A 23,422-nucleotide genomic window follows, 5' to 3' on the forward strand; every position below is an offset into this window, starting at 1 on the left:
TTGTTTCACTGCGCACTGCGTTGCAGGACCTGTCCTGATCCTTTGATGAAAACGCTTTTCTATCCCACAACAGAAACAAAAAAGGGTAGCACCCGGCTACCCTTCATGTGTTGAAGATTTGCAAAAGATGCCCTTACCGGCCCTTTTTCTTCAACTGTTGAATTGCACGCAACTGGGCAACAGCCTCGGCCAGGGTAGCAGCGGCACGGGAGTAATCCATTTCGGAATTTTTCCCTTCCAGCGCTTCTTTGGCGCGCTGTTTTGCCTGCTCGGCAGAGGCTTCGTCCATGTTGTCGGCACGTTCTGCCGTATCGGCCAGTACGGTGACCAGCTTCGGCTGCACTTCGAGGAAGCCGCCGGATACGTAGAACACTTCTTCTTCACCATTCTGCTTCTTCACCCGTACCGGGCCCGGCTTGAGCCGGGTCAGCAGCGGGGCGTGGCCTGGCATGATACCGAGGTCGCCTTCCACACCGGAAGCTACCACGATTTCTACCAGGCCGGAGAACAGCTGGCGTTCTGCACTAACAATGTCGCAATGCACGGTCATCGCCATTTGTTGTCTCCCGGTGAAGGTTACTTGCTACGCTTGTTGTAGGCTTCTACCACTTCGTCGATAGAACCCTTCATGTAGAAGTCCTGCTCCGGAATGTGGTCATAGTCACCGTTCAGGATACCCTTGAAACCTGCCAGGGTGTCTTTCAGGGAGACGTACTTGCCCGGAGAACCGGTAAATACTTCTGCCACGAAGAACGGCTGGGACAGGAAACGCTCAATCTTACGAGCGCGGGATACCACCAGCTTGTCGTCTTCAGACAGCTCGTCCATACCCAGAATCGCGATGATGTCCTTCAGCTCTTTGAAGCGCTGCAGCACCATCTGAACGCCACGAGCGATGTCGTAGTGTTCCTGACCGATGACCAGCGGATCCAGCTGACGAGAGGTGGAATCCAGCGGGTCGATCGCCGGGTAGATACCTTTGGAGGCGATGTCACGGCTCAGGGATACAGTGGAATCCAAGTGAGCAAAGGTGGTCGCCGGAGACGGGTCAGTCAAGTCATCCGCAGGTACGTATACGGCCTGTACGGAGGTGATGGAACCTACCTTGGTGGAAGTAATACGTTCCTGCAGAACGCCCATCTCTTCCGCCAGAGTCGGCTGGTAACCTACCGCAGAAGGCATACGACCCAGCAGAGCGGATACTTCGGTACCGGCCAGGGTGTAACGGTAGATGTTATCGACGAAGAACAGTACGTCACGACCTTCGTCACGGAACTTCTCGGCCATGGTCAGACCGGTCAGCGCTACACGCAGACGGTTACCAGGCGGCTCGTTCATCTGACCGTAAACCAGCGATACCTTATCCAGTACGTTGGAGTCCTTCATTTCGTGGTAGAAGTCGTTACCCTCACGAGTACGCTCACCCACACCCGCAAACACGGAGAAACCGGAGTGCTCGATCGCGATGTTCCGGATCAGCTCCATCATGTTTACGGTTTTACCTACACCCGCACCACCGAACAGACCAACTTTACCGCCTTTCGCGAAGGGGCAAACCAGGTCGATTACCTTGATGCCGGTTTCCAGCAGTTCGTTGGTAGCTGCCTGCTCAGCGTAAGTAGGAGCCGCACGGTGAATAGACATGCGCTCTTCTTCACCGATAGGACCGGCTTCATCGATCGGGCGACCCAGCACGTCCATGATACGGCCCAGGGTCTTGGTGCCTACCGGAACCTGAATCGGCTCACCGGTGTCAGTCACGGCGATACCACGCTTCAGACCTTCGGTGGAGCCCATGGCGATGGTACGAACAACGCCGTCGCCCAGCTGCTGCTGAACTTCCAGCGTGGTTTCAGTACCGTCCACGGTGAGGGCGTCATATACCTTCGGTACGTCTTCGCGTGAAAATTCCACGTCGATTACAGCACCGATGATCTGAACAATACGACCGCTACTCATGCTTGCATCCTCTTAACTTGCGTTTTTGCCGCGTCTTTCCAATTTGTCTGCTGACAAATCAGACCGCAGCAGCACCACCAACGATTTCGGAGATTTCCTGCGTAATTGCAGCCTGGCGTGCCTTGTTGTACACCAACTGCAGATCACGAATGATGTCACCGGCATTATCGCTGGCCGCTTTCATCGCGATCATACGCGCTGCCTGCTCACAGGCATTGTTTTCAACCACACCCTGATAGACCTGGGACTCGATGAACCGCACCAGCAGTTCGTCCAGCAGCTCTTTCGGAGCGGGCTCATAAATGTAGTCCCAGTGGCGCTTCAACTCTTCTTCTTCGCCCGCTTCAAGCGGCAGAAGCTGAATGTTGGTCGGCGCCTGGGTCATGGTGTTCACGAATTCGTTGTACACGATGTACAGACGGTCGATGGCACCATTGTCATAGGCATCCAGCATTACCTTGATGGAACCGATCAGATCGTTCAGGTGAGGAGTATCACCCAGACCGTTCACGGTCGCTTCCACATTGCCGCCCACGCTCTTGAAGAAAGACACACCTTTGGAGCCCACTACGCAGTATTGGGCCTTGGCGCCTTTTTCTTTCCACTCTTGCGCGCTTTTCACGACATTCTTGAGCAGGTTCACGTTGAGACCACCGCAGAGACCCCGGTCGGAGGTCACTACGATGTAGCCAACGTTCTTCACTTCCCGCTCTTGCAGGTAGCTGTGCCGGTATTCCAGATCAGCATTGGCCAGATGGGCAACCACCTGACGCATGCGGCTGGCGTACGGCTTGGAAGCCGCCATACGCTCTTGTGCCTTACGCATCTTGGAAGCTGCCACCATTTCCATTGCACGGGTAATTTTCTTCGTGCTCTGGACGCTGGCAATCTTGCCTTTGATCTCTTTACCGCTGGCCATAGGAAGTACCTTTTATCAGCGAATTACCAGGTCTGGGTGGCTTTGAACTGATCGAGAGATTCCTTGATCTCACCCTCGATGTCGCCGTTGTAGTCACCCTTCTCGTTGATCTTGTCCATCAACGCTTTCTTTTCGCTGTTCATGTAGTCCAGCATGGCCGTTTCGAAGGAACCGATTTTCTCGATTTCGATACCTTTCAGGTAACCTTCGTTAGCGGCGTACAGAACAACACCCATCTCAGCAACGCTCAGCGGGCTGTACTGCTTCTGCTTCATCAGCTCGGTTACGGCCTGACCATGTTCCAGCTGCTCGCGAGTAGAATCGTCGAGGTCGGAAGCGAACTGGGCGAAGGCCGCCAGTTCACGGTACTGGGCCAGTGCCAGACGGATACCACCGCCGAGCTTTTTAACGATCTTGGTCTGGGCTGCACCACCTACACGAGATACAGACACACCGGCGTTCATGGCCGGACGGATGCCGGAGTTGAACAGGTCGGTTTCCAGGAAGATCTGACCATCGGTGATGGAGATCACGTTGGTCGGTACGAATGCAGATACGTCACCACCCTGGGTTTCGATGATCGGCAGGGCGGTCAGAGAACCGGTTTTGCCTTTCACTTCACCGTTGGTGAACTTCTCTACGTATTCTTCGCTGACCTTGGCGGCGCGCTCCAGCAGACGGGAGTGCAGGTAGAACACGTCACCAGGATAAGCTTCACGGCCCGGCGGGCGACGCAGCAGCAGGGAGATCTGACGATACGCCCAGGCTTGCTTGGTCAGGTCATCATAAACGATCAGGGCATCTTCACCGCGGTCGCGGAAGTATTCGCCCATGGCACAACCGGCGAACGGGGCCAGGAACTGCATGGAAGCCGGATCGGAAGCAGAAGCGGCAACGATGATGGTGTGATCCATTGCACCGTGCTCTTCCAGCTTGCGTACCACGTTGGCGATGGTGGACTGCTTCTGGCCAACCGCAACGTAGATACACTTAACGCCAGTGCCCTTCTGGGCAATGATGGAGTCAACGGCTACCGCAGTCTTACCGATCTGACGGTCACCAATGATCAGCTCACGCTGACCACGACCGATCGGCACCATGGAGTCGATCGCCTTGTAGCCAGTCTGAACCGGCTCGTTAACTTCCTTACGCCAGATAACGCCAGGAGCAACCTTTTCTACCGCGTCAGTAGCGGAAGCGTTGATCGGGCCTTTGCCATCGATCGGGTTACCCAGAGCGTCAACAACGCGACCCAGCAGCTCCGGACCAACCGGAACTTCCAGGATGCGGCCAGTACAACGTACCTTCTGACCTTCGGCCAGGCTCAGGTAGTCGCCCAGTACCACGGCGCCAACGGAATCCTGCTCAAGGTTAAGGGCCATGCCATAGATGCCGCCCTCAAACTCGATCATCTCACCGAACATTACATCGGCAAGACCGTGAATACGCACAATACCGTCGGATACGGATACCACCGTACCTTCGTTACGTGCTTCGGTGGAGGTATCAAGTTTCGCGATGCGCGACTTGATAATCTCGCTGATTTCGGACGGGTTGAGTTGCTGCATCTCTAATCCCTCAAACTCAAGAGTTCAGTTGCTCTGCCAGACGGTTCAGTCTGCCACGCACACTGCCATCAATTACGGTATCGCCGGCTCGCACCAGCACGCCTCCAATCAGGGACTGGTCCACAGACGTGGTGACATTCACGTCGGTGCCAAGGCGTTTTTTCAAAGCGGCTACCAGTTTCTCGGTAACAGCGTCGTCCATCTCGAATGCAGAGATCAGCTCCACATCGGTGAACTGCTGTTCCGCAGCGAGTAGCTCGTGGAACAGTTGCAGGATGATCGGCAACAGCGGCAGACGCTTGTTCTGCGCCAGCTGCGCAACAAAGTTGCGCCCGCTCTCGTCGAGTTCTTCACCGCAGACTTCTGCAAAGGCAGAAACCTTGGCGGCGTCATCCAGTTCCGGCTGGTCAAGGTAAGCACGCATGCTGGCATCACCTGCCACTGCTGCTGCCAGGCCCAGCATCTTTTCCCACTTCTCCAGAGCGCCCTGTTCTTTTGCAAAAACAAAGGCAGCCTTGGCGTAGGGGCGTGCGATGGTGGTCAGTTCAGCCATGGGTTACCCGTAGTCTCAGAGTTCAGCCGCCAGCTGCTCAAGCATCTGCTTGTGCGCGTCCTGGTTTACTTCGCCGCCCAGTACCTTCTCGGCACCGCTCAGCGCCAGTACGGCAACTTCTTTGCGCAGCTGCTCGCGAGCCTGATTAACTTCTTGGTCAATCTCAGACTGGGCTTTGGCTACCAGACGCTCACCTTCGGTGCGCGCGGCATCTTTTGCCTCTTCCACAATCTGATTAGCCCGGCGATTGGCCTGATCAATGATTTCGGCCGCCTTCTCTTTAGCTTCTTTGAGATTGGCGGTCGCCTTTTCCTGAGCCAGCTCCAGATCGCGCTCAGCACGGTCTGCGGCACTCAGGCCCTCGGCAATTTTCTGCTTGCGCTCTTCCAGGGCCCGGGAAATGGGCGGCCAGACGAACTTCATGCAGAAGAATACGAACAGTGCGAACCAGATAGCCTGGCCGATGATCGTCATGTTGATGTTCATGCCATCACCTCAATCGCGTTAGGTAATTTACCGGATCAAACGCGATCGATTACTGGAAGATCAGCAGGAACGCGATAGCGATACAGATAATCGGCACAGCATCCAGCAGACCAGCGATGATGAACATGCGGGTTTGCAGCATCGGAGCCAGTTCAGGCTGACGAGCTACAGATTCCAGAAAACGGCCACCCATCATGCCGAAACCCAGACCTGCGCCGATGGCCGCCAGGCCAGCTACGATAGCAGCAGCAAGAAATTGAATGCCTTCCATCTTTACACTCCCGTTAAGTGCTTGGTTGGTTTAATTAAAAACCGGTTTAAAAAATCTTAGTGGTCTTCGACCGCCATGCTCAGGTACACGATAGTGAGTACCATGAAGATAAATGCCTGCAGGGTGATAACCAGAATATGGAACACCGCCCAGGGCCAGGCACCGATAAACTGCCAGGTGCCCATCATGGCGGCCAACATAATGAATACGAACTCACCGGCATACATGTTGCCGAACAGTCGCAGACCCAGTGAAACCGGCTTGGCCAGCAGACCGATGGTCTCCAGCAGCAAGTTCACAGGCATCAGCAGAGCCTTCAGGACCGGGTTGCTGGCCTCGAACGGATGCAATGTCAGGGTACCCACAAAACCGCCCACACCCTTTGCCTTGATGGTGAAGAAGATCACCAGCAGCATCACAGAGAAGGACATGGACAGGGTAATATTCGGGTCAGTGCTGGGCACGATCTTGAAGTAGGCTTCCTGGGCGGTCCAGCCGAAGAAGGAGGTCATGATCCAGCTAAAGGTGCCCGGAACGAAATCAACCGGGATCAGATCCATCAGGTTCATCAGGAACACCCAGCAGAAAATCACCAGTGACAGCGGGGCCACCAGCTTGCTCTTGCCGTGGAAGGAGTCACGAACCTGGGTATCAATAAATTCGATGATGGTTTCCACGAAATTCAGGAAGCCGGAAGGAACGCCAGCGGTGGCCTTGCGGGCACCCATCCAGAACAACAGACACATAATGATGCCGAGACCGCCAGACCAGGCGAGAGAATCCACGTGGAATGCCATGAAGCCCATGTCTTTGGCTTCATTACCATTACAGGCAAAGGTCCAGGTGCTTTCGGTCAGGGTTTGCGTATCGCGGCCGTCACATTCACGGACATAGCCTGCTGGCAGTTCGCCATAGGTCAGATTACCCAAGTGGTGCTTGATGTAGTCTTGCGCGTTACTACCAGCCATAGAATGCCTACAGTCTCAGTCGTTTTGCCCATCTTGCCCTGCTGTGCGTCCGTCGAGGCGCGCTACCTGAATCCAGCCCACGACCTGGGCGATCAGGAAGCCTAACAGCAGAACCATTGCAATTTTCATTTCCCGGGTTTCGGGGACCTTGGAAAATGTCAGCCAGAACAGCAATAACATGATTGCGATCTTGCCCATTTCCGCCCGTACTGCCGCGGTAGCCATGCGCTTTGGCACATGGTTTTTGGGGTGCATCCATATCTGGAAGCCGCCCCAGGCGTAAGCGATCAGGCTGATAGTGCCTCCCCAGGCCGCTACCAGACCGGAAAGCGTTCCGGCCAGCGCCGTTACCAACAGGGCGAAGACCACAATGGCGGCTAGCTGAGCGCGCATTAACCCCCAGAACAATGTTCTGTGGGGCTGGAATTCGTTGCTGGTGGTCACCGTGAAGCCTCTGGCTGATGCAATTTGATGCCGCACCAGGCGCAAGGTCTTGGGCACCCTGATCGTTAGCGCGGCGAAGTATATGGAGTTGGCACGCAAGTGGCAACCGTAGAGCGTGGATTGTTAGTCAAAGTTCGACCTCGGTGGAAGGACAAATTGTCCCAGGGCATTCCACGGCCAGCTTCGAATGATATTCAGCGGGCTGAAAATTTATTTGTTTACCCTTTGCCGAATCCTTTTCAGGCTTCAGGCCGGGCTCAGAACTTCCGCGAGCCCCTCGCGAAGAGTCGCCAGCTGTTGCGGATCGCCATGGACGGACAAAACCGGCCAAACCGGCAAGATCGCCTTGGCGGCTCGGTTCTGATCCTGCCGCTTCAACAACGCCACCCCCAAATCGCCACTGACCATGGCCAGGGTTGGCCATATGGCAGGATTGTCCGCCATTGGCTGCAAGCCGGCGAGCGCCTCACTCAGCTCCATCACCGCCGCATCGATCTTTCCCTGACGCAGGGCAATAATGCCACGAACCCAGGGGAGAAAAGACAGCCCATACTCCGGCAATGAAGTGGCATCCAGTTCCATGACCAGACAATCGGCTCGCGCTGCAGAGCCGTAACGGGCCTCCATCAAGGCATAATCCAGCGTCAGTGCCGCATCGCCACCGGAAGCCTCCATGGCCTGACGGTGACTTTCCCGAACCGCAGTGAAGTCCCGTTTCGCCAGCGACACCCGGGCATCGAGGGTATGAAACATGCCCGGCATGGCCAGCTCCATGACTGGCTTCCAGATCGCCATGATGGCACCAGCGCCTTCTTCATCGCCCTGCCGAGCCAGGATGCAGGCCTCGTGAACGGCCATTTCCAGCTGCACGCCGTCATCTTTGCAGCGGTTGGCAAGTGTCTCAACTGCCGTCATCGCTTCAGGCCACCGGCCAAAAGCAAGATGCTCCAGAATCCGGTTAAAAAGCAGGGCATCGCGATATTTCCATGCCCCCCAGGCCATCAGCAGCACTGGCACCAGCAACACCAGTGACGCCCATAAGCCGTTCCCACCCCAGCACAACCAGGCTGCCGAGCCGATAGCAATCAGCCACAGCCCCCAGTTGTTTCTCAGGAACATGCGCAGGAAGACCGTCCAGCCCACCTGGCTCTGGAAGAGGATATATTGACGGGCATACTCTGCTTCGCTGAGCCCGTGGGTATCCAGCGGCTGAGCAGCATGCATGACGTGATTCTGGAGATGAATATCGGTGAAGGATCGAGCCTGAAGCTGTGATACTGCCTGGGCTGCAGAGTCGGCCTCTTCAATGCCCGACACCTCGCCGCTGGGCGACTTCGCCCGGTAGATAAACTGTCCCATCCCTGCCCCGTTTTCTTTTTTATTGTCCGTTGCCCACCTTCGCGCGGGGGCAACCAATGAAACAACGGCCCCCGGTGTTGCAACAGGGGGCCGCATTTGGCGCAGGGATTCTATTTAATGTGCGCCAGGATGCCGTCCAGTTCATCCAGGTTGTTATAGCTGATCACCAGCTTGCCTTTGCCGCCCTGGCCAGACTGCAGCTGGACCGGGGCACCAAGGCGCTCGGAGAGGTCGTTGACCAGCGCCTTCACGTTGGGATCTTCCTTGGCGGGAGCCGGCTTGGCCGGTTTGACCTTCTCGAATTCGCGCACCAGCTCTTCGGTCTGACGCACCGACAGCCCCTTGGCCACCACAGTGCGGGCGGCTTCGATTTGCTTGTTGCCTTCCAGCGCCAGCAACGCACGGGCATGGCCCATTTCCAGGTCGCCGTGCTCCAGCAGTTTCTTCACGTCCGATTCGAGGCCCATCAGGCGTAGCAGGTTAGTGACCATGGTGCGCGACTTGCCCACTGCATCGGCCACTTGCTGGTGAGTCAGGCCGAATTCTTCTTTCAGCCGACCGAGGGCGATCGCCTCTTCCATGGGATTGAGGTTTTCCCGCTGGATGTTCTCGATCAGGGCCATGGCGATGGCCGCTTCGTCTGGCACTTCGCGGATTACCGCCGGAATGGTTTCCAGCTCGGCCATCTGCGCGGCGCGCCAGCGGCGCTCACCGGCGATGATTTCGTAGCGCTTTTCACCGAGGGGACGCACCACGATGGGCTGCATCACCCCTTGGGCACGAATGGACTCCGCCAGCTCCTCGAGGGCATCGGGGGACATGTCGCGACGCGGCTGGTAGCGGCCACGCTCCATGTATTCCACCGGCAGGTGGCGCAGCTCGCCGTCTCGAGGGGGCTGGCTGACAGGATCAGGCTGTGATTCGGTCTGCTGGACGCTGACTTCTTCCTGATGCCGCTGCTGGTAGGACTCGTTGCTGCTGAGCAGGGCATCCAGGCCCTTGCTGAGACCGCGCTTACGCTTTGCCGCCATGGTGATTCCTTGTTCTTCTGTGGGAGCGGTGACTCCACCGCAATCCCCGCTCCAGTGTGAAAATCGCGGTCGAACGACCGCTCCCACAGGTATTTAGCTCTACTGCAATTACGATGCCGCAGCCGGCTGGTTCTTGAGCGCCTGTTCACGGCGCAGGATTTCGCCGGCCAGGGCCAGGTAGCTTACCGCACCACGGGACTTGGGATCATAGGTGATCACCGGCGCGCCGTGGCTGGGGGCTTCCGCCAACCGCACGTTGCGCGGAATGATGGTGCGGTAAACCTTGTCACCGAAGTGGCTGATCAACTGGTTGGAGACATCGTTGGACAGGCTGTTGCGCGGATCATACATGGTGCGCAGCAGACCGCCGATGTGCAGCTTGGGATTGAGCACCGTGCGAATCTTTTCGATGGTGTTCATCAATGCGGTGAGCCCTTCCAGGGCATAGTACTCGCACTGGATCGGTACGATCACCGAATCCGCTGCCGTCAGCGCATTCACGGTAAGCATGTTCAGTGACGGCGGGCAATCGATGAGGATGTAATCGTAACGGTCGCGAATCCGGGCCAGGGCATTGCGCAGGCGGAACTCGCGGGACTTCATGTCCAGCAGCTGCACTTCTGCAGCAGTCAGATCCCCATTGGCCGTAATCAGATCGAAGCCGCTGTCTTCCGGGGTGGCGACGATGGCCTGTTCAGTGGGCACCTCGTCGCAGAGCACGTCGTAAATGGTGTAGTCGGTGTCGAACTTGTCCACACCGGAACCGGTGGTCGCATTCCCTTGGGGATCAATATCCACCAGCAGCACTTTTTTACGCGTGGCGGCCAGGGAGGCGGCCAGGTTTACGCTGCTGGTTGTCTTCCCCACGCCGCCTTTCTGGTTCGCTACGGCAAATACGGTGGTCACGCTGTTCTCCTTGATAGTACGCCTGACGCCAGAGGCTGGATGCTCGACGCAAAACCCTGCAACCCGTTTTGGGTAGGGGGGACATTGCCGCAGGCAATCTCCACCGACCGCTCCACCCCGTGGCATCCTGTCGGAGATGGGCTGACGCCCATTTCCGACCTACGAAACCGACTCTACGATCACCAGGGTGCGCGCCTCATCCAGACCCGGCACCTGCAGGCTGTGGTGGTGACCCTTCCAGCCTGGTGGCAGGGTGGCCAGTTCCTCTTCCGTGCTGGCCGCTTTCATGGCCAGCAGGCGGGTATTGTCGGTCATTATGGGCGTCATCAGCGCCAGCATGTCCGACAAGGAGGCAAAGGCCCGGCAAATAATCTGTGATGGTGCTTTACGGTACTGTTCCACGCGACCGTGTACAACCTCCACGTTCTCCAGCCCCAGTTCCCGGCGGGCCTGACGCACAAAACGGGTTTTCTTGCCGTTGGAATCCAGCAGGGTGAAGGACTGCTGCGGGCGGGACACCGCCAGAATGATGCCGGGGATGCCGGCGCCGGTGCCCACATCCAGGGTGTCACCCTCTCCCACGAACGGCAGTACCGCCAGGGAATCGAGCAGGTGGCGGATGACCATTTCCTGCGGATCACGAATGGCAGTGAGATTGTAGGCCTGGTTCCATTTGACCAGCAGGTCCACATAGTTGAGCAACAGGCGTTGCTGGTCATCGCTCAGGGAAAGGCCCAGGGCTTCAATGCCCCGGGACAGGGTGCTAGCCAGTTGTGCAGGAAGGCTCATGCTTGTTGGGCGGCCTTTTTCTGGTGGTGGTGTTTTTTGAGGTAAATCATCAGCAGGGAGATCGCCGCCGGCGTCACGCCGGGAATACGGCCAGCCTGCCCCAGGGTTTCCGGACGCACGGTGCCAAGCTTCTGCTTCACCTCGTTGGACAGGCCTTTCACCTGTTCATAATCGAAATCCGCCGGCAAGGCGGTGGTTTCTGCCGCGCGCAGCTTTTCGATCTCGTCGGTCTGACGATCAATGTAGCCCGCGTACTTGGCGAGAATTTCCATCTGTTCGACCACGTCGGCCGCCGGGCGATCTTCCACGCCAACCGCATCGGCCAGGCTGGCATAGTCCAGCTCAGGGCGCTTGAGCAAGTCCATCAAGCTGTATTCGCGAGTCAGCGGCTTGTCGATCAGTGTGTTCACCGCATCGGCCTGTGCAGACTTGGGCTGCACCCAGGTGCTTTTCAGGCGCTGCTCTTCTTTTTCCATGCCCTCACGCTTGGCATTAAAGGCCGCCCAGCGCTCGTCATCCACCAGGCCCAGTTCGCGGCCCTTTTCGGTGAGGCGCAGGTCGGCATTGTCTTCGCGCAGCAGCAGCCGGTACTCGGCGCGGCTGGTGAACATGCGGTAGGGCTCCTGGGTGCCCATGGTGATCAGGTCATCCACCAGCACGCCGATGTAAGCCTCATCGCGACGCGGCGTCCAGGCCTCTTTCTCCTGGCTCAGCAGCGCTGCATTCAGGCCCGCCAGCAACCCCTGGGCACCCGCTTCTTCATAGCCGGTGGTGCCATTGATCTGGCCCGCAAAGAACAGCCCCGGCATGTGCTTGGTCTCCAGGCTGTGCTTGAGATCCTGCGGATTGAAGAAGTCATACTCGATGGCATAGCCCGGGCGGGTAATGTGCGCGTTCTCGAAGCCGCGGATAGAGCGTACCGCCGCCAGCTGCACATCGAACGGCAGGCTGGTGGAGATGCCGTTGGGGTACAGCTCGTGGGTGTCGAGGCCTTCCGGCTCCACGAAGATCTGGTGGGTATCCTTGTCCGGATAGCGGTTCACCTTGTCTTCGATGGACGGACAATAGCGCGGGCCGGTGCCTTCGATCACGCCGGTGAACATGGGGCTGCGATCGAAGCCACTGCGGATGATGTCGTGGGTCTGCGCATTGGTGTGGGTGATATAGCAGCAGATCTGGCGCGGGTGTTCTTCCACCTTGCCCAGGTAGCTCATCACCGGTAGCGGGGTGTCGCCCCACTGCTCTTCCATCACCGAGAAGTCCACGGTCTTGCCGTCGATGCGCGGCGGGGTACCGGTCTTGAGGCGGTCCACCCGGAACGGCAGCTCACGCAGGCGACGGGCCAGCGCATTGGAGGGCTGATCACCGGCACGGCCACCCTGGTGGTTATCCAGACCGATATGGATGACGCCGCCCAGGAAAGTACCGGTACACAGCACTACTGCATCGGCATGAAAACGCAGGCCCATGTTGGTAACAGCGCCGATACAGCGGCCATTGTCCACGATCAGGTCGTCAACGGGCTGTTGGAAGATGGTCAGGTTGGGCTGGTTTTCCAGCGTCTCGCGGATTGCTGCCTTGTAGCGGATACGGTCAGCCTGGGCGCGGGTGGCCCGCACTGCCGGACCCTTGCGAGCATTGAGCACACGGAACTGGATGCCGCCTTTATCCGTGGCGCGGGCCATGGCCCCGCCCAGCGCGTCGATTTCGCGCACCAGATGACTCTTGCCGATGCCGCCGATGGCCGGGTTACAGCTCATCTGGCCCAGCGTCTCGATATTGTGGGTGAGCAGCAGAGTGGACACGCCCATACGCGCAGACGCCAGGGCGGCTTCGGTACCGGCATGACCGCCACCGATCACGATCACGCCAAAACGCTGGGAATAATCCATCTGACTACAACCTCGCAGGCTTGCCTGCTGCTCAAAATATGATCAAAGGGGCGCGATAGTATAGGGAGAACGCTTCACGCTGCAAGCATCACGCGGGACTCAACCCCGCAAACCGCACTTATCGCAAGAGTGCTGCTCTCATCGAGGGTGCCTAGCACTTCTGGAGCTTGAGCGGCACAGCACCGGCAGGTGCATATGTTCAACCAGTTTCGAGTTGCGAGTGACGAGTTTCGAAAGGCAACATTGATCAAGCATGGGGTTTTGATTTTCGCTTCTCGAAACTCGTTACTCGCAATGGAATCCATGCACCGACCCTTGCGTGTAAGCTATTCTACTATAGAACCCTGATCTCACTTAACCGGAAAACTCCTTGGATTCTCTCAACCTTTTTCTATTGATCGGCACCGGACTGATGTTTACCGGCTTGCTGCTGGGCAGCTTGAGTGCCCGGTTCGGCGTACCGTCGCTGTTGATCTTTCTGGTGGTGGGGATGCTGGCCGGGGAAGACGGGATTGGCGGGATTGATTTCGATGACTTTTCCACCGCCTATGTGATCGGCAATATCGCCCTGGCGGTGATCCTGCTGGATGGCGGCCTGCGCACCCGGCTCAGCACCTTCAAGCTGGGGCTGCGCCCTGCCCTGAGTCTGGCCACGCTGGGGGTCGCCATCTCGGCCGGGCTGGTAGGCGCCTTTGCCACCTGGCTGATGGGGGTGGACTGGCGTGTAGGGCTGCTGCTGGGCGGCATCGTAGGCTCCACCGATGCGGCAGCGGTATTCAGTGTCATCAAGGGCGCCGGGGTGAAACTGAATGAGCGGGTAGCCAGCACCCTGGAAATCGAATCCGGGCTAAACGACCCCATGGCCATCTTTATTACCCTGATGCTGGTGGGCATGCTGGTGGATCCGGATGCCTCCTGGGGGGCCAGCATGTTGCTGACGCTGGTCAAGCAATTCGGGCTGGGCGCGGTGATGGGATTGTTGCTGGGCATCGTCATCAGCGAATTGCTGTTGCGTGTACGCAGCAATGAGGGCCTGCATGCGCTGCTGCTATGCAGTGGCGGTGCCATGGTGTTTGCCCTCACCAACCTGGCCGGTGGCTCCGGCTTTCTGGCCATTTACCTGACCGGACTGGTGGCCGGCAACCGCCGCGGCGGCACCGGCGACAACGTGCTCAAATCCATGGATTCCATGGCCTGGCTGGCCCAATCCGGCATGTTCCTCATTCTGGGTCTACTGGTAACGCCCTCCCGACTCACCGAGAATCTGCCCTGGGCACTGGCGGTGGCAGCCTTTCTGATGCTGTTCGCACGACCTGTGGCCGTGTGGATCAGCCTGTTGCCGTTTCGCTTCAAGGCCCGGGAGGAAATCTTCATTGCCTGGACAGGCTTGCGGGGCGCCGTACCCATTGTGCTTGCCGTGTTCCCGCTGCTGGCCGGGGTAGAACAGACCTACCTGCTGTTCGATATCACCTTGGTGGTGGTGCTGATCTCGCTGATTGGCCAAGGCACCAGCCTGCGCTTTATGGCACGACGGATGAAGGTCTCGATTCCGCCTTCCACGGAGCCCCGGCAAACGGTCGCGCTGGCCACGCCCCGCGACCGCTACCTGTTGCAATTTGAAGTGGAGGCCGGGGCCAAGGCGGTAGGAAAACCCCTGACCGAGTTGTCAGAGCAGGATCGCACCCCCCTGATGCTGTACCGCCAGCACCAGGTGCTGAGCCCGACGGAAAACCCGGTTATTGAAGCGGGTGACCTGATCAGCTGGCTGGCTCCGCTGGCACACAAGCCTGCCCTGTCCGACCTTTGTCATTACATGAGCCAGGATGAGAAACGCTATTACGGCGATTTCGTCGTGCTGGGTAAAACCCCGGTAGCGCAATTGGTAGCCGTCTATGGCGTCGATGCCCCCCCGCCACTCTGGCAGGGCCTGACTGTGGCGGAGTTGTTTACCAAACATGTGGGGAAACAAGCGGTGGTCGGTGATACGGTACGGGTCAGTGGCCTGCGCCTGCGGGCCAGATCGGTGGAAGACGGGTTGGTGGTGATGGCTGGCCTGAAACTGCCGGGATAAATATTCAGTATCGAGTGCAGTCTCATTAGTACGCAAGGATGAATCATGGCCCGTTTTAATAATCACCGCATTCTGATCACTGGCGCCGGTGCCGGTATTGGCGCCTTGATGGCCGAAGAGTTTGCCAAACAGGGGGCGGAGGTGATTGTCACCGCGCGCCGTATTGCGGCTGCCCGTGAAGTGGCAGACCGGATCAAGACGGCGGGCGGCAAGGCCCATGCTTATGTACTGGATGTGAGCAAGCTCGCTTCCATTGCCAAGTTCCGCGACAAGCTTCATGAAGAGGTCGGCCCCATTACTGCGCTGATCAATAATGCCGGCGTGGTGTTTGGTGGCGAGTTCGAGCAGGTAGAGCTGGAACAGCACCTGAATACCTTCCGCATCAATACCGAAGGGCTGATGGCCACTACCCATGCCTTCCTCAATGATCTGATCCAGGCCAAACAGGGTTATCTGGTCAACATTGCCAGCGCCTCCGCCTTTGTGGGTCTGCCTTACGGAAGCACCTATGCAGCCAGTAAATGGGCAGTGGTGGGTTTCTCGGAATCCATCCGCCTGGAACTGGATGTGCGCAAGATCAAGAACGTGGACGTCACCACCGTCTGCCCCAGCTACATTTCCACAGGCATGTTCGACGGCGTGAAAACCCCGCTACTGACGCCCATGCTCACCCCGGAGAAAGTGGTGAAGAGCATCATCAGGGGCATGCTCAAGAAAGACAGCTTCGTGATCGAGCCACCCATCGCCAAATCCACCGAACTCCTCAAAGCCGCCCTGCCCCGCAAGATCTGGGACGAAGTGGCCTACCGGATCGGGGTGTCGACTTCCATGTATAGCTGGAAGGGGAAGAAATAGCTCCGAGCTTCTAGCTACGAGCTTTGAGGAAAACCCTTTCTACGGAGCTGCTGTAGGAGCGGTCGTTCGACCGCGATCCGAGCCTCGGCGAGGTATGAATTCCAGAAGCGAGTGACGAGTACCGAGTTTCGAAAACCTAAAAACCGGTGGCCGGACCCCAGGGTTGGGGTTTTGCCTTTCGCAACTCGTGACTCGTGACTCGAACCTTTTTGCCTCGCAAAGGCTCGGATCGCTTGCAGGCAAGTTATTCGCTGCGCTCACCCCTTCGGGGCCGCACTCCGTGCGTTACTCCGCTTCGCTACGTTCCCACAGCGGCTTCGTTGCGATGTTGTTGGTTTTCCTCGCAGCTCGTCGCTAGCAGCTCATAGCTCAATCCCCCGTGAACGCCCATTCACCGTAACGCCGCGCCCTTGCCGCCTTGACAGTCAATGTCTTTGCGATGGCTTTCCACAACAATGCGCCCCGTGATCCGCTGTCCTGTTCGGGTTTGACCCGGAATTTCATCATGACAGCCTGACTGATTCTGACGAGGGATTTCTCATGCCTAATTACAAGGCCCCCGTGCGCGATATGCGCTTTTTGATGAACGAAGTGTTCGATTTCGAAAGCCACTACAAAACGTTGCCCAACGGTGAAGACGCTACCCCCGATATGGTGGAAGCCATCATCGGTGAAATGGCCAAGCTGTGTGAAAACACCATTGGCCCGCTGTACCAGAGCGGCGACGAGGAAGGCTGCAAGCTGGAAGACGGCGTGGTGAAAACCCCGAAAGGCTTCAAGGAAGCCTACGCAGAGTTTCAGGCTGGTGGCTGGCAGGGTCTGAGCCACCCGGTCGAGTACGGCGGTCAGGGTCTGCCCATGTCTCTGGGTCTGATCAAGCAGGAAATGATGGCCACCGCCAACTGGTCCTTCTCCATGTACCCGGGCCTGTCTCTGGGTGCCATGAACACCATCCAGCTGCACGGTTCTGAAGAACAGAAGCAGGATTACCTGGTACCGCTGACCGAAGGCACCTGGGGCGGCACCATGTGTCTGACCGAACCCCAGTGTGGTACCGACCTGGGTCAGGTGAAGACCAAGGCCGAGCCGCAAAAAGATGGTTCCTACAAGATTTCCGGCACCAAGATCTTCATCTCTTCCGGCGACCACGACATGGTGGAAAACATTGTCCACATCGTGCTGGCTCGCCTGCCTGACGCACCGAAAGGCACCAAGGGTATTTCCCTGTTCATCGTGCCCAAGTACCTGCCGGGCAAGATCGGTGAAGACAACGGTGTCAGCGTTGGCTCCCTGGAAAAGAAAATGGGCATCAAGGCATCCGCTACCTGCGTGATGAACTTCGATGAAGCCACCGGTTTCCTGATTGGTCCGGAAAACAAGGGCCTGGAGTGCATGTTCACCTTCATGAACACTGCCCGCCTGGGTACTGCCATGCAGGGTATTGCCCACGCCGAACTGTCTTACCAGGGTGCACTGCCTTACGCCAAAGAGCGTAAGTCCATGCGTGCCTTGTCTGGCAAGAAAGAACCGGACGCCATCGCTGACAGCCTGATCCACCACGGTGATGTACGTCGCATGCTGCTCAAGCAGAAGGCTATCGCCGAAGGCGGCCGTGCCATGCTGTACTTCTCTGCCCAGTACGCCGACAACATGATTTCCGGCATCCTGGAAGACGACAAGAAGAAGTACGATCACTGGGATAGCGAGCTGGGTTTCTTTACCCCGATCCTGAAAGGCTTCCTGACCGAAAAAGGTCTGGAAGTGGCCAATGACGGCATGCAGGTGTTCGGTGGCCACGGCTACATCAAGGAACACGGCATGGAGCAGATCGTGCGTGATGCGCGTATCTCCACTCTGTATGAAGGCACCACCGGTATCCAGGCCCTCGACCTGCTGGGCCGTAAGGTTCTGCTGACCACCAAGGGCAAGTGTGTCCGTGACTTCACCAAGAATCTGGTGGAATTCGGCACCAAGAACCTGCGTGATCCCAAGCTGCGTCCGTTCGCCTGGAAGCTGCTGAAGATTGCCGCCGAGTGGAACTACCTGACTACCCGCATCATGCTGGTAGCCGCGAAAGATCGCGACATGGTGTCCACTGCCAGCTACGACTTCCTGATGTACAGCGGCTACGCCATGATGGCGTACTTCTGGGCACTGCAGGCTGGCGTAGCCAAGGACAAGCTGGAAAATGGCGGCGCCGAACCGGCAGAATTCTACAAGGCCAAACTGGCCACTGCAGAGTTCTACTTCGAGCGCATGCTGCCCAGCGCCAAGGGCCACGCAGAAGCTGCCCTGAAGCCGACCCGCAGCATCATGAAGCTGAAGGCCGAAGACTTCTCGTTCGATTACGAGTAAGCCTGACGGGCAACGTCATGTTGCACTGCAAAAAAGGCGGCTTTCGAGCCGCCTTTTTTGTTTATGCTATTTCCCCGCTTTCACATTCCTGCCATATAGAAACCAAACTCCCTTTCGAATCCATTCGTTACTGCACAACCTTCGCACCACCTCTCCTGAAGAGAGGGTAACGCCTTGAATATATTGCCTGAGGTTAACTGCTGCCGAAGACCGCACAAGAAAAATGTTATTTTTTGTCTTTGAAAAATTCCTGTTTTCAGGACAGCACCTTTCCTGTTTTTTGAACAGCCTCGGCGAGTACCGACAAGGCAGAGCCTTTCTGTCGACTTTCTCTTCCTGCGACTTTTCCCTGTTCCATTTTCGGGAAAGGGACGCGACCGTTTTAGCCCTCATATTTTCTACCGATCATGCAAAGGCCCCATGCCGGGACTACTCTTTAGGGGATCAGCCTGCAGCTAAAAAGCATTCCCTTTTTGATTGCAGACTGACGCATTTTTCCAGCTGTCATCGGGGAAAAATAACGGGTAACGGGGCCGGGAAGGCACCGCTCAAAAGGACGTGACGAATGGATTTATGGAGAGAGTCATGAAGCCGCTAATACAGGATCAGAAGGCTCGGATCGCGAGCCTGATAAAGAGGAGCGGCAAACTGCTGTTTGCTGCTTTTTTATGTCTGGGACTGCCTGCTGCCAGTCAGGCATCCCATGACACCGGGGTCTTCGAGCTTGATCAAAATGCCGTAGATAACCCACTGACACCGGGTGGAGACGCCAATCTGATTTATTGTGATCACATCGATCCGGATCGGGTAGGCATGTGTGCCGGTATTGCCGCGTCGACCCATATCGTATCGACCTTCTACCGCGACAAGGTGAACGATCCCAACGATGATATCTTCGCTGGTGCCAAGGATTCGAATGACATCCTGGGAGGAAAGCGTGATTGGGGATGGAAACTCGGTAGCGCTAACGACAAGAACGACATTGGCAGCGTCTTCATTTCTCTGGAGCGAGCACCCGGTGTCGACGTCAATAATGACGGCAAGGACGACTACTTCCTGTTCTTCGGCCTGGATGCGTTTTCTGAAAACGGTGATGCGGCCATCGGGTTCTGGTTCTTGCAAAACCCGGTCACCCCACTGCCCAATGGCGATTTCAGCCACGGCCATGTGCAAGGCGACATCCTGGTTCAGGCCGATATCACCAACGGCGGTCGTGTAGGCCGGTATGATGTTTATACCTGGGGCCCCAACGATGCGCTCAATCAGCCAGTGGCGCCCTCCCAGGGTGAGCTGACGCTGGCCATAGAGAGCTCAGACTGCGGCGACAGTGCTGCCAATGATGAGGCCTGCGGCGTCACCAATGCTACCGATGCCGTTGCCCCCTGGCCCTACACCACCAAAGGTGTGGACGGTAACAGTCCGACCTTCCCGCCCATCACCTACTTCGAAGGTGGTCTGAATCTCAGTGCACTCTATGACGGAGAAATTCCCTGTATCGGTGCCTATATTGCCGAGACCCGGCAATCGCAATCCGAAACCGCCGAACTGGAAGACATGGTGATCAACCAGTTTGATCTTTGTAGCCTTGATGTTCGCAAGACGGGTCCTGAGCTTTCCAAGGTCGGCGACACCGTGAGCTATACCGTTGAAATAGAAAACGACGGCGCCCTGCCAATTACCAAGAGTTCCATCACCGATACTCTGGTAAACGATCTGACTGACGGCAGCAATCCCGCCATTACGCTGTTCGACAATTGTGGCGACAGCCTCGATGCCGGCGACACCTGCACCATTGAATACAACTATGTGGTGCCGGAGATGGCTGGCCCTTTGAGCAACACGGTTACCGCCACCTACCTGTTCGGCAGCGATATCGCTTCTGATACCAGCAGCCATGAAGTAGGACTATTCACGCCATCCGTATCACTGGATAAACAGGTCGGTGATGGCAATGGCGGTTTCAATGATGGCCCCGCCCAGATTCTCCAGGGCGATGCGGTGAACTACCGGATTAGCGTCAGCAACACCAGCAGCGCGAATACGCCAACGCTGTCCTGTACGGTAACGGACAATACCCTGAGCATTGATCCAAACAACACCGATGGCGATGGCGACCCCAGCACCATTGATGTGATGTTGGCACCCGGAGGCAGCACCAACATTACCGCCAATTCCGGCGCACTCAACAACCCCGGCAATGTGGTCAATGTGGCTTCCGTAAGTTGTAGCCCTGCCGGATTCGTCAACGTGGTCAATGACTCTGATACCGTGACGGTTCGGGTGAAACGCCGTGAAAGCACCATCACTGTCACCAAGACCGGCGACAACTACACCAAGGTGGGTGACGATGTGGCCTACACCATCACCATTGCCAATGGCGGTGGCTCCGACTCCGATCTGACTCTGGACAGCATCGTGGATAACCTGGTCGGGGATCTCACCGATGGCACGCATCCGGCCATTACCAGCAGTGACTGTCCGGTTGCTCCGGCCACATTGAACATTGGTAACAGCTGCACCATTCAACTGACTCGGGAAACCCTGGCAACGGATAGCGATCCGGTAACCAACACCGTGACCGTGCAAGCCAGTGATGCGTTTGCCAACACGGCATCCGACATGGACTCCCATGAAGTGGATGTGGTGGCACCGGCTATCACTGTCAGCAAAACCTGCCTGAACGAGCCGGTGGAACCGGGTACCTCCGCCAACTTCCGCATCGATATCACCAATACCGGTGATGTGGATCTGCTGGTGGACATCAGTGACAGTGTGCTCGGAATCAATCAGCTGGATGTGATGTTTGGCACCAGCGGCAGCTGTACCTATGACAACGATCCGTCGGATGGCTGTCTGCGCATTGAAGCGGGTGTCATTGCCGGTACCAGCCCAGTGGTGAATCAGGTAGATATCACCGCAACGCTGCCTGCTGTCACTGGCCTGGCTAACGTTCTCAATGATTCTGCTGGCGACACCTGCGATGTAGAGCAAGGTGGCGACGCCACTCGCACCCTCGGCTTCTGGAAGAGCCATGGCAGCGATGGCGATCGCAACTACCCAAGCCCGGTACAGTTGGGCTACACCTGCCACATCGCCCGTGACCATGTGGGCTTCCCGATCAACCTGGGATGGAAGACCCTGCACTCCTGCGCGGATGTGTTCGGCATCTTCTGGTCCAACATGGGCAAACAGTCCGATGGTGATCGTCGTACCCAGATCTGTCGCACCAAACTGCACTCTTCCTGGCAGTTGATGGCCGCCATTCTGAATGATGGCCTGAGCAATGGCGCGACCGTACCCACTGATCCTGACAGCGGCTTGTCCCTGATTGATGCCATGGTGGAAGCACTGAGCGGCAACAACCGCAAGGAAATCAACCGCCTTCAAGGTCAGCTGGATGAGTACAACAACTCCGGTGATGACGTCAGTATCGAAGATGCGGATGGTGCCATCATCCCGCAGGCGGATCCCAACGGTACGCGTGACCTTGCCAACTATGAAGCTGGCGATTGCTAAAACCGCTTAGCGGAGGAGGTATGCAACAGGGGCCGGTGAGAACCGGCCCCTTTTTTGACACCGCAATTGCTTGATCGCTGCACCGCCGCTTGCGTTTTCATCTGGTGCTATGATCCGGGTAGCGATCCAGTAAAACAGGATTAAGGATAATCCCATGCCAAGATCCCACCATGCTTGCGCACTGTTGCTCGGCGCGCTACTTCTCTGCCAGCCCGGCATGGCGGCTGATATTATCGTTTCGCAAACAGAGAATGATGGCCCCGGCTCCCTGTTCGAGGCGATCCACCTCGCCAACCGGCAACCGGGTGCTGACACAATTCGCTTTGACCCTGTGGTGTTCGCCACACCCCAGACTCTGGTTTTAAAACAACCGTTGCCCTCCATCACCGACACGCTGACCATTGATGGCTATATCCCAGATAGATTGTGGAAATCCAGCGGGGTCACACTGGATGGCCAAAGTCGTTTTCCCCTTTTCACGGTACCGGGCAATACTCACCTCACCCTTCGTTACCTGACTCTGACTGGAGGAAAAAACCGGCAGGGCGGCGCGCTATTCAGTCAGGGCAATGTGCTACTGGATAGCCTGCTGATTATGAACAACCGGGCCGAACAGGGTGGCGCCATATATCAACAGGCAGGGCAGCTTACGTTGCTCAATAGCACCTTGCTCAACAATCAGGCGCAGCAACAGGGGGGAGGCATCTTCTCTGAACAAGGCAGTCTGACACTGATCCACAATACCCTCACAGCCAATACCGCACCCGCGGGTGCCGGACTGTTTCGCCAAGGTTCCGTTACCCTGGCCAATAATATTTTGGCTCACAACCAGCCCGGTCCTGACGCCGAATGTCGACCGGCATCTTTTCCATCCACGCAGAATATGCCTGATGACAATACTTCCAATTTGATCATGTCATCCAGCGGCTGCGGCACACCCCGCTTTACGACTGATCCATTGCTCGGCGAACTGGGTTATTACAACGGCCCTACCCGGACGTTGCCATTGCGGGGCAACAGCCCAGTGATCAATCAAGCAGACAATGCACTTTCCGTCGATGCCGCAGGCAATCCGCTGATGTGGGATCAACGTGGCAACGGCGATCCCCGGTTTGCCGCCGGCATCGCTGATCTCGGTGCCTTTGAAAAACAAGCGGTGTTGCAGCTGCAGGTGGATACCCTATCCGATGAGGATCTGCGCCGCTGCACCCGACTGAGTCAGGACTGTTCCCTGCGTGGCGCCATCGCCCTGCTCAATGCCGACCCGCAAAAACACAGCCTGACTCTGGACCCGAAAAAGTTACCTGGAGCCAGCACCATTACCCTTGATCGGCCACTGCCTGCACCCAAACGCGATATCACGCTGCAGCTTCAGCCTGGTCAATCACTGGAAGTACGAGGCCATGGTGGAGTAGCAATAAAACAAGAGAATGGAAACCAGCTGATATTGCGGTCAGTACAACCTTAAGTCCCCGCCATC

19 protein-coding genes are annotated in these 23,422 nt (G+C 57.2%); 5 read left to right on the forward strand and 14 right to left on the reverse strand.

Annotation, left to right across the window (positions count from 1 at the left end):
* Positions 1-133: 133 nt before the first annotated feature.
* From Y5S_RS13165 to mnmG, 14 genes are all read right to left on the reverse strand, one after another.
* Complete coding sequence (locus tag Y5S_RS13165) at positions 134-556, reverse strand: F0F1 ATP synthase subunit epsilon (RefSeq protein ID WP_035233584.1); 423 nt, start codon at positions 554-556, stop codon at positions 134-136.
* Between the two features lie 20 nt (positions 557-576).
* Positions 577-1,959: a F0F1 ATP synthase subunit beta gene (atpD, locus tag Y5S_RS13170; protein WP_035233586.1), complete on the reverse strand. Its 1,383-nt coding sequence runs from the start codon at positions 1,957-1,959 to the stop codon at positions 577-579.
* A gap of 58 nt (positions 1,960-2,017) precedes the next feature.
* Positions 2,018-2,878, reverse strand: coding sequence for a F0F1 ATP synthase subunit gamma (gene atpG, locus Y5S_RS13175; RefSeq protein ID WP_035233588.1), 861 nt, complete (start codon positions 2,876-2,878; stop codon positions 2,018-2,020).
* Between the two features lie 23 nt (positions 2,879-2,901).
* On the reverse strand, positions 2,902-4,446 hold the full coding sequence (gene atpA / locus Y5S_RS13180) for a F0F1 ATP synthase subunit alpha (protein ID WP_035233590.1): 1,545 nt from the start codon (positions 4,444-4,446) through the stop codon (positions 2,902-2,904).
* Positions 4,447-4,462: 16 nt separating this feature from the next.
* Positions 4,463-4,999: a F0F1 ATP synthase subunit delta gene (locus Y5S_RS13185; protein ID WP_035233592.1), complete on the reverse strand. Its 537-nt coding sequence runs from the start codon at positions 4,997-4,999 to the stop codon at positions 4,463-4,465.
* A 15-nt stretch (positions 5,000-5,014) separates the two neighbouring features.
* Entirely contained in the window at positions 5,015-5,485 is a 471-nt protein-coding gene (locus Y5S_RS13190) for a F0F1 ATP synthase subunit B (RefSeq protein WP_035233594.1), read from the reverse strand.
* A gap of 49 nt (positions 5,486-5,534) precedes the next feature.
* A complete protein-coding gene (atpE, locus tag Y5S_RS13195; protein WP_007151035.1) occupies positions 5,535-5,756 on the reverse strand; it encodes a F0F1 ATP synthase subunit C in 222 nt (73 codons plus the stop codon).
* Between the two features lie 56 nt (positions 5,757-5,812).
* Positions 5,813-6,724 (reverse strand): F0F1 ATP synthase subunit A, encoded by a 912-nt coding sequence (atpB, locus tag Y5S_RS13200; RefSeq protein ID WP_035233595.1) that lies wholly within the window; start codon positions 6,722-6,724, stop codon positions 5,813-5,815.
* Positions 6,725-6,739: 15 nt separating this feature from the next.
* Complete coding sequence (locus tag Y5S_RS13205) at positions 6,740-7,168, reverse strand: ATP synthase subunit I (RefSeq protein WP_231552690.1); 429 nt, start codon at positions 7,166-7,168, stop codon at positions 6,740-6,742.
* 246 nt (positions 7,169-7,414) lie between these two features.
* Entirely contained in the window at positions 7,415-8,527 is a 1,113-nt protein-coding gene (locus Y5S_RS13210; RefSeq protein ID WP_035233597.1) for a hypothetical protein, read from the reverse strand.
* A 110-nt stretch (positions 8,528-8,637) separates the two neighbouring features.
* Positions 8,638-9,558 (reverse strand): ParB/RepB/Spo0J family partition protein, encoded by a 921-nt coding sequence (locus Y5S_RS13215; RefSeq protein ID WP_035233598.1) that lies wholly within the window; start codon positions 9,556-9,558, stop codon positions 8,638-8,640.
* Positions 9,559-9,666: 108 nt separating this feature from the next.
* Positions 9,667-10,464, reverse strand: coding sequence for a ParA family protein (locus Y5S_RS13220; protein WP_035233599.1), 798 nt, complete (start codon positions 10,462-10,464; stop codon positions 9,667-9,669).
* Positions 10,465-10,623: 159 nt separating this feature from the next.
* A complete protein-coding gene (rsmG, locus tag Y5S_RS13225; protein WP_035233600.1) occupies positions 10,624-11,253 on the reverse strand; it encodes a 16S rRNA (guanine(527)-N(7))-methyltransferase RsmG in 630 nt (209 codons plus the stop codon).
* A complete protein-coding gene (gene mnmG, locus Y5S_RS13230; protein WP_035233601.1) occupies positions 11,250-13,145 on the reverse strand; it encodes a tRNA uridine-5-carboxymethylaminomethyl(34) synthesis enzyme MnmG in 1,896 nt (631 codons plus the stop codon). Before mnmG ends, rsmG begins: the two co-directional genes overlap by 4 nt.
* A gap of 370 nt (positions 13,146-13,515) precedes the next feature.
* Here mnmG and Y5S_RS13235 point away from each other — a divergent pair, with 370 nt between their 5' ends.
* The 5 genes from Y5S_RS13235 to Y5S_RS13255 all read left to right on the forward strand — a co-directional run bounded on the left by Y5S_RS13235 (position 13,516) and on the right by Y5S_RS13255 (position 23,410).
* Positions 13,516-15,216: a potassium/proton antiporter gene (locus tag Y5S_RS13235; protein WP_035233602.1), complete on the forward strand. Its 1,701-nt coding sequence runs from the start codon at positions 13,516-13,518 to the stop codon at positions 15,214-15,216.
* Between the two features lie 45 nt (positions 15,217-15,261).
* Entirely contained in the window at positions 15,262-16,071 is an 810-nt protein-coding gene (locus Y5S_RS13240; RefSeq protein ID WP_035233603.1) for an SDR family NAD(P)-dependent oxidoreductase, read from the forward strand.
* 540 nt (positions 16,072-16,611) lie between these two features.
* Positions 16,612-18,426 (forward strand): acyl-CoA dehydrogenase C-terminal domain-containing protein, encoded by a 1,815-nt coding sequence (locus tag Y5S_RS13245; RefSeq protein ID WP_035233604.1) that lies wholly within the window; start codon positions 16,612-16,614, stop codon positions 18,424-18,426.
* A 585-nt stretch (positions 18,427-19,011) separates the two neighbouring features.
* The gene (locus tag Y5S_RS13250; RefSeq protein ID WP_035233605.1) at positions 19,012-21,942 is read left to right on the forward strand and encodes a COG1361 family protein; all 2,931 of its coding nucleotides are present in this window, start codon (positions 19,012-19,014) and stop codon (positions 21,940-21,942) included.
* A 154-nt stretch (positions 21,943-22,096) separates the two neighbouring features.
* On the forward strand, positions 22,097-23,410 hold the full coding sequence (locus Y5S_RS13255) for a choice-of-anchor Q domain-containing protein (protein ID WP_035233606.1): 1,314 nt from the start codon (positions 22,097-22,099) through the stop codon (positions 23,408-23,410).
* The last annotated feature ends 12 nt before the right edge of the window (positions 23,411-23,422 follow it).

Origin of the sequence: Alcanivorax nanhaiticus (assembly GCF_000756665.1) — a bacterium.
GTDB lineage: Bacteria > Pseudomonadota > Gammaproteobacteria > Pseudomonadales > Alcanivoracaceae > Alcanivorax > Alcanivorax nanhaiticus.

What these genes read in the sequence shown, in the direction of transcription:
- Y5S_RS13190 (WP_035233594.1), bottom strand. Translation starts at nt 5,485, where the DNA reads ATGAACATCAACATGACGATCATCGGCCAGGCTATCTGGTTCGCACTG.
- atpB (WP_035233595.1), bottom strand. Translation starts at nt 6,724, where the DNA reads ATGGCTGGTAGTAACGCGCAAGACTACATCAAGCACCACTTGGGTAAT.
- Y5S_RS13255 (WP_035233606.1), top strand. Translation starts at nt 22,097, where the DNA reads ATGCCAAGATCCCACCATGCTTGCGCACTGTTGCTCGGCGCGCTACTT.
- Y5S_RS13165 (WP_035233584.1), bottom strand. Translation starts at nt 556, where the DNA reads ATGGCGATGACCGTGCATTGCGACATTGTTAGTGCAGAACGCCAGCTG.
- rsmG (WP_035233600.1), bottom strand. Translation starts at nt 11,253, where the DNA reads ATGAGCCTTCCTGCACAACTGGCTAGCACCCTGTCCCGGGGCATTGAA.
- Y5S_RS13250 (WP_035233605.1), top strand. Translation starts at nt 19,012, where the DNA reads ATGAAGCCGCTAATACAGGATCAGAAGGCTCGGATCGCGAGCCTGATA.
- atpA (WP_035233590.1), bottom strand. Translation starts at nt 4,446, where the DNA reads ATGCAGCAACTCAACCCGTCCGAAATCAGCGAGATTATCAAGTCGCGC.
- Y5S_RS13185 (WP_035233592.1), bottom strand. Translation starts at nt 4,999, where the DNA reads ATGGCTGAACTGACCACCATCGCACGCCCCTACGCCAAGGCTGCCTTT.
- mnmG (WP_035233601.1), bottom strand. Translation starts at nt 13,145, where the DNA reads ATGGATTATTCCCAGCGTTTTGGCGTGATCGTGATCGGTGGCGGTCAT.
- Y5S_RS13240 (WP_035233603.1), top strand. Translation starts at nt 15,262, where the DNA reads ATGGCCCGTTTTAATAATCACCGCATTCTGATCACTGGCGCCGGTGCC.
- atpG (WP_035233588.1), bottom strand. Translation starts at nt 2,878, where the DNA reads ATGGCCAGCGGTAAAGAGATCAAAGGCAAGATTGCCAGCGTCCAGAGC.
- Y5S_RS13215 (WP_035233598.1), bottom strand. Translation starts at nt 9,558, where the DNA reads ATGGCGGCAAAGCGTAAGCGCGGTCTCAGCAAGGGCCTGGATGCCCTG.
- atpD (WP_035233586.1), bottom strand. Translation starts at nt 1,959, where the DNA reads ATGAGTAGCGGTCGTATTGTTCAGATCATCGGTGCTGTAATCGACGTG.
- Y5S_RS13245 (WP_035233604.1), top strand. Translation starts at nt 16,612, where the DNA reads ATGCCTAATTACAAGGCCCCCGTGCGCGATATGCGCTTTTTGATGAAC.
- atpE (WP_007151035.1), bottom strand. Translation starts at nt 5,756, where the DNA reads ATGGAAGGCATTCAATTTCTTGCTGCTGCTATCGTAGCTGGCCTGGCG.
- Y5S_RS13210 (WP_035233597.1), bottom strand. Translation starts at nt 8,527, where the DNA reads ATGGGACAGTTTATCTACCGGGCGAAGTCGCCCAGCGGCGAGGTGTCG.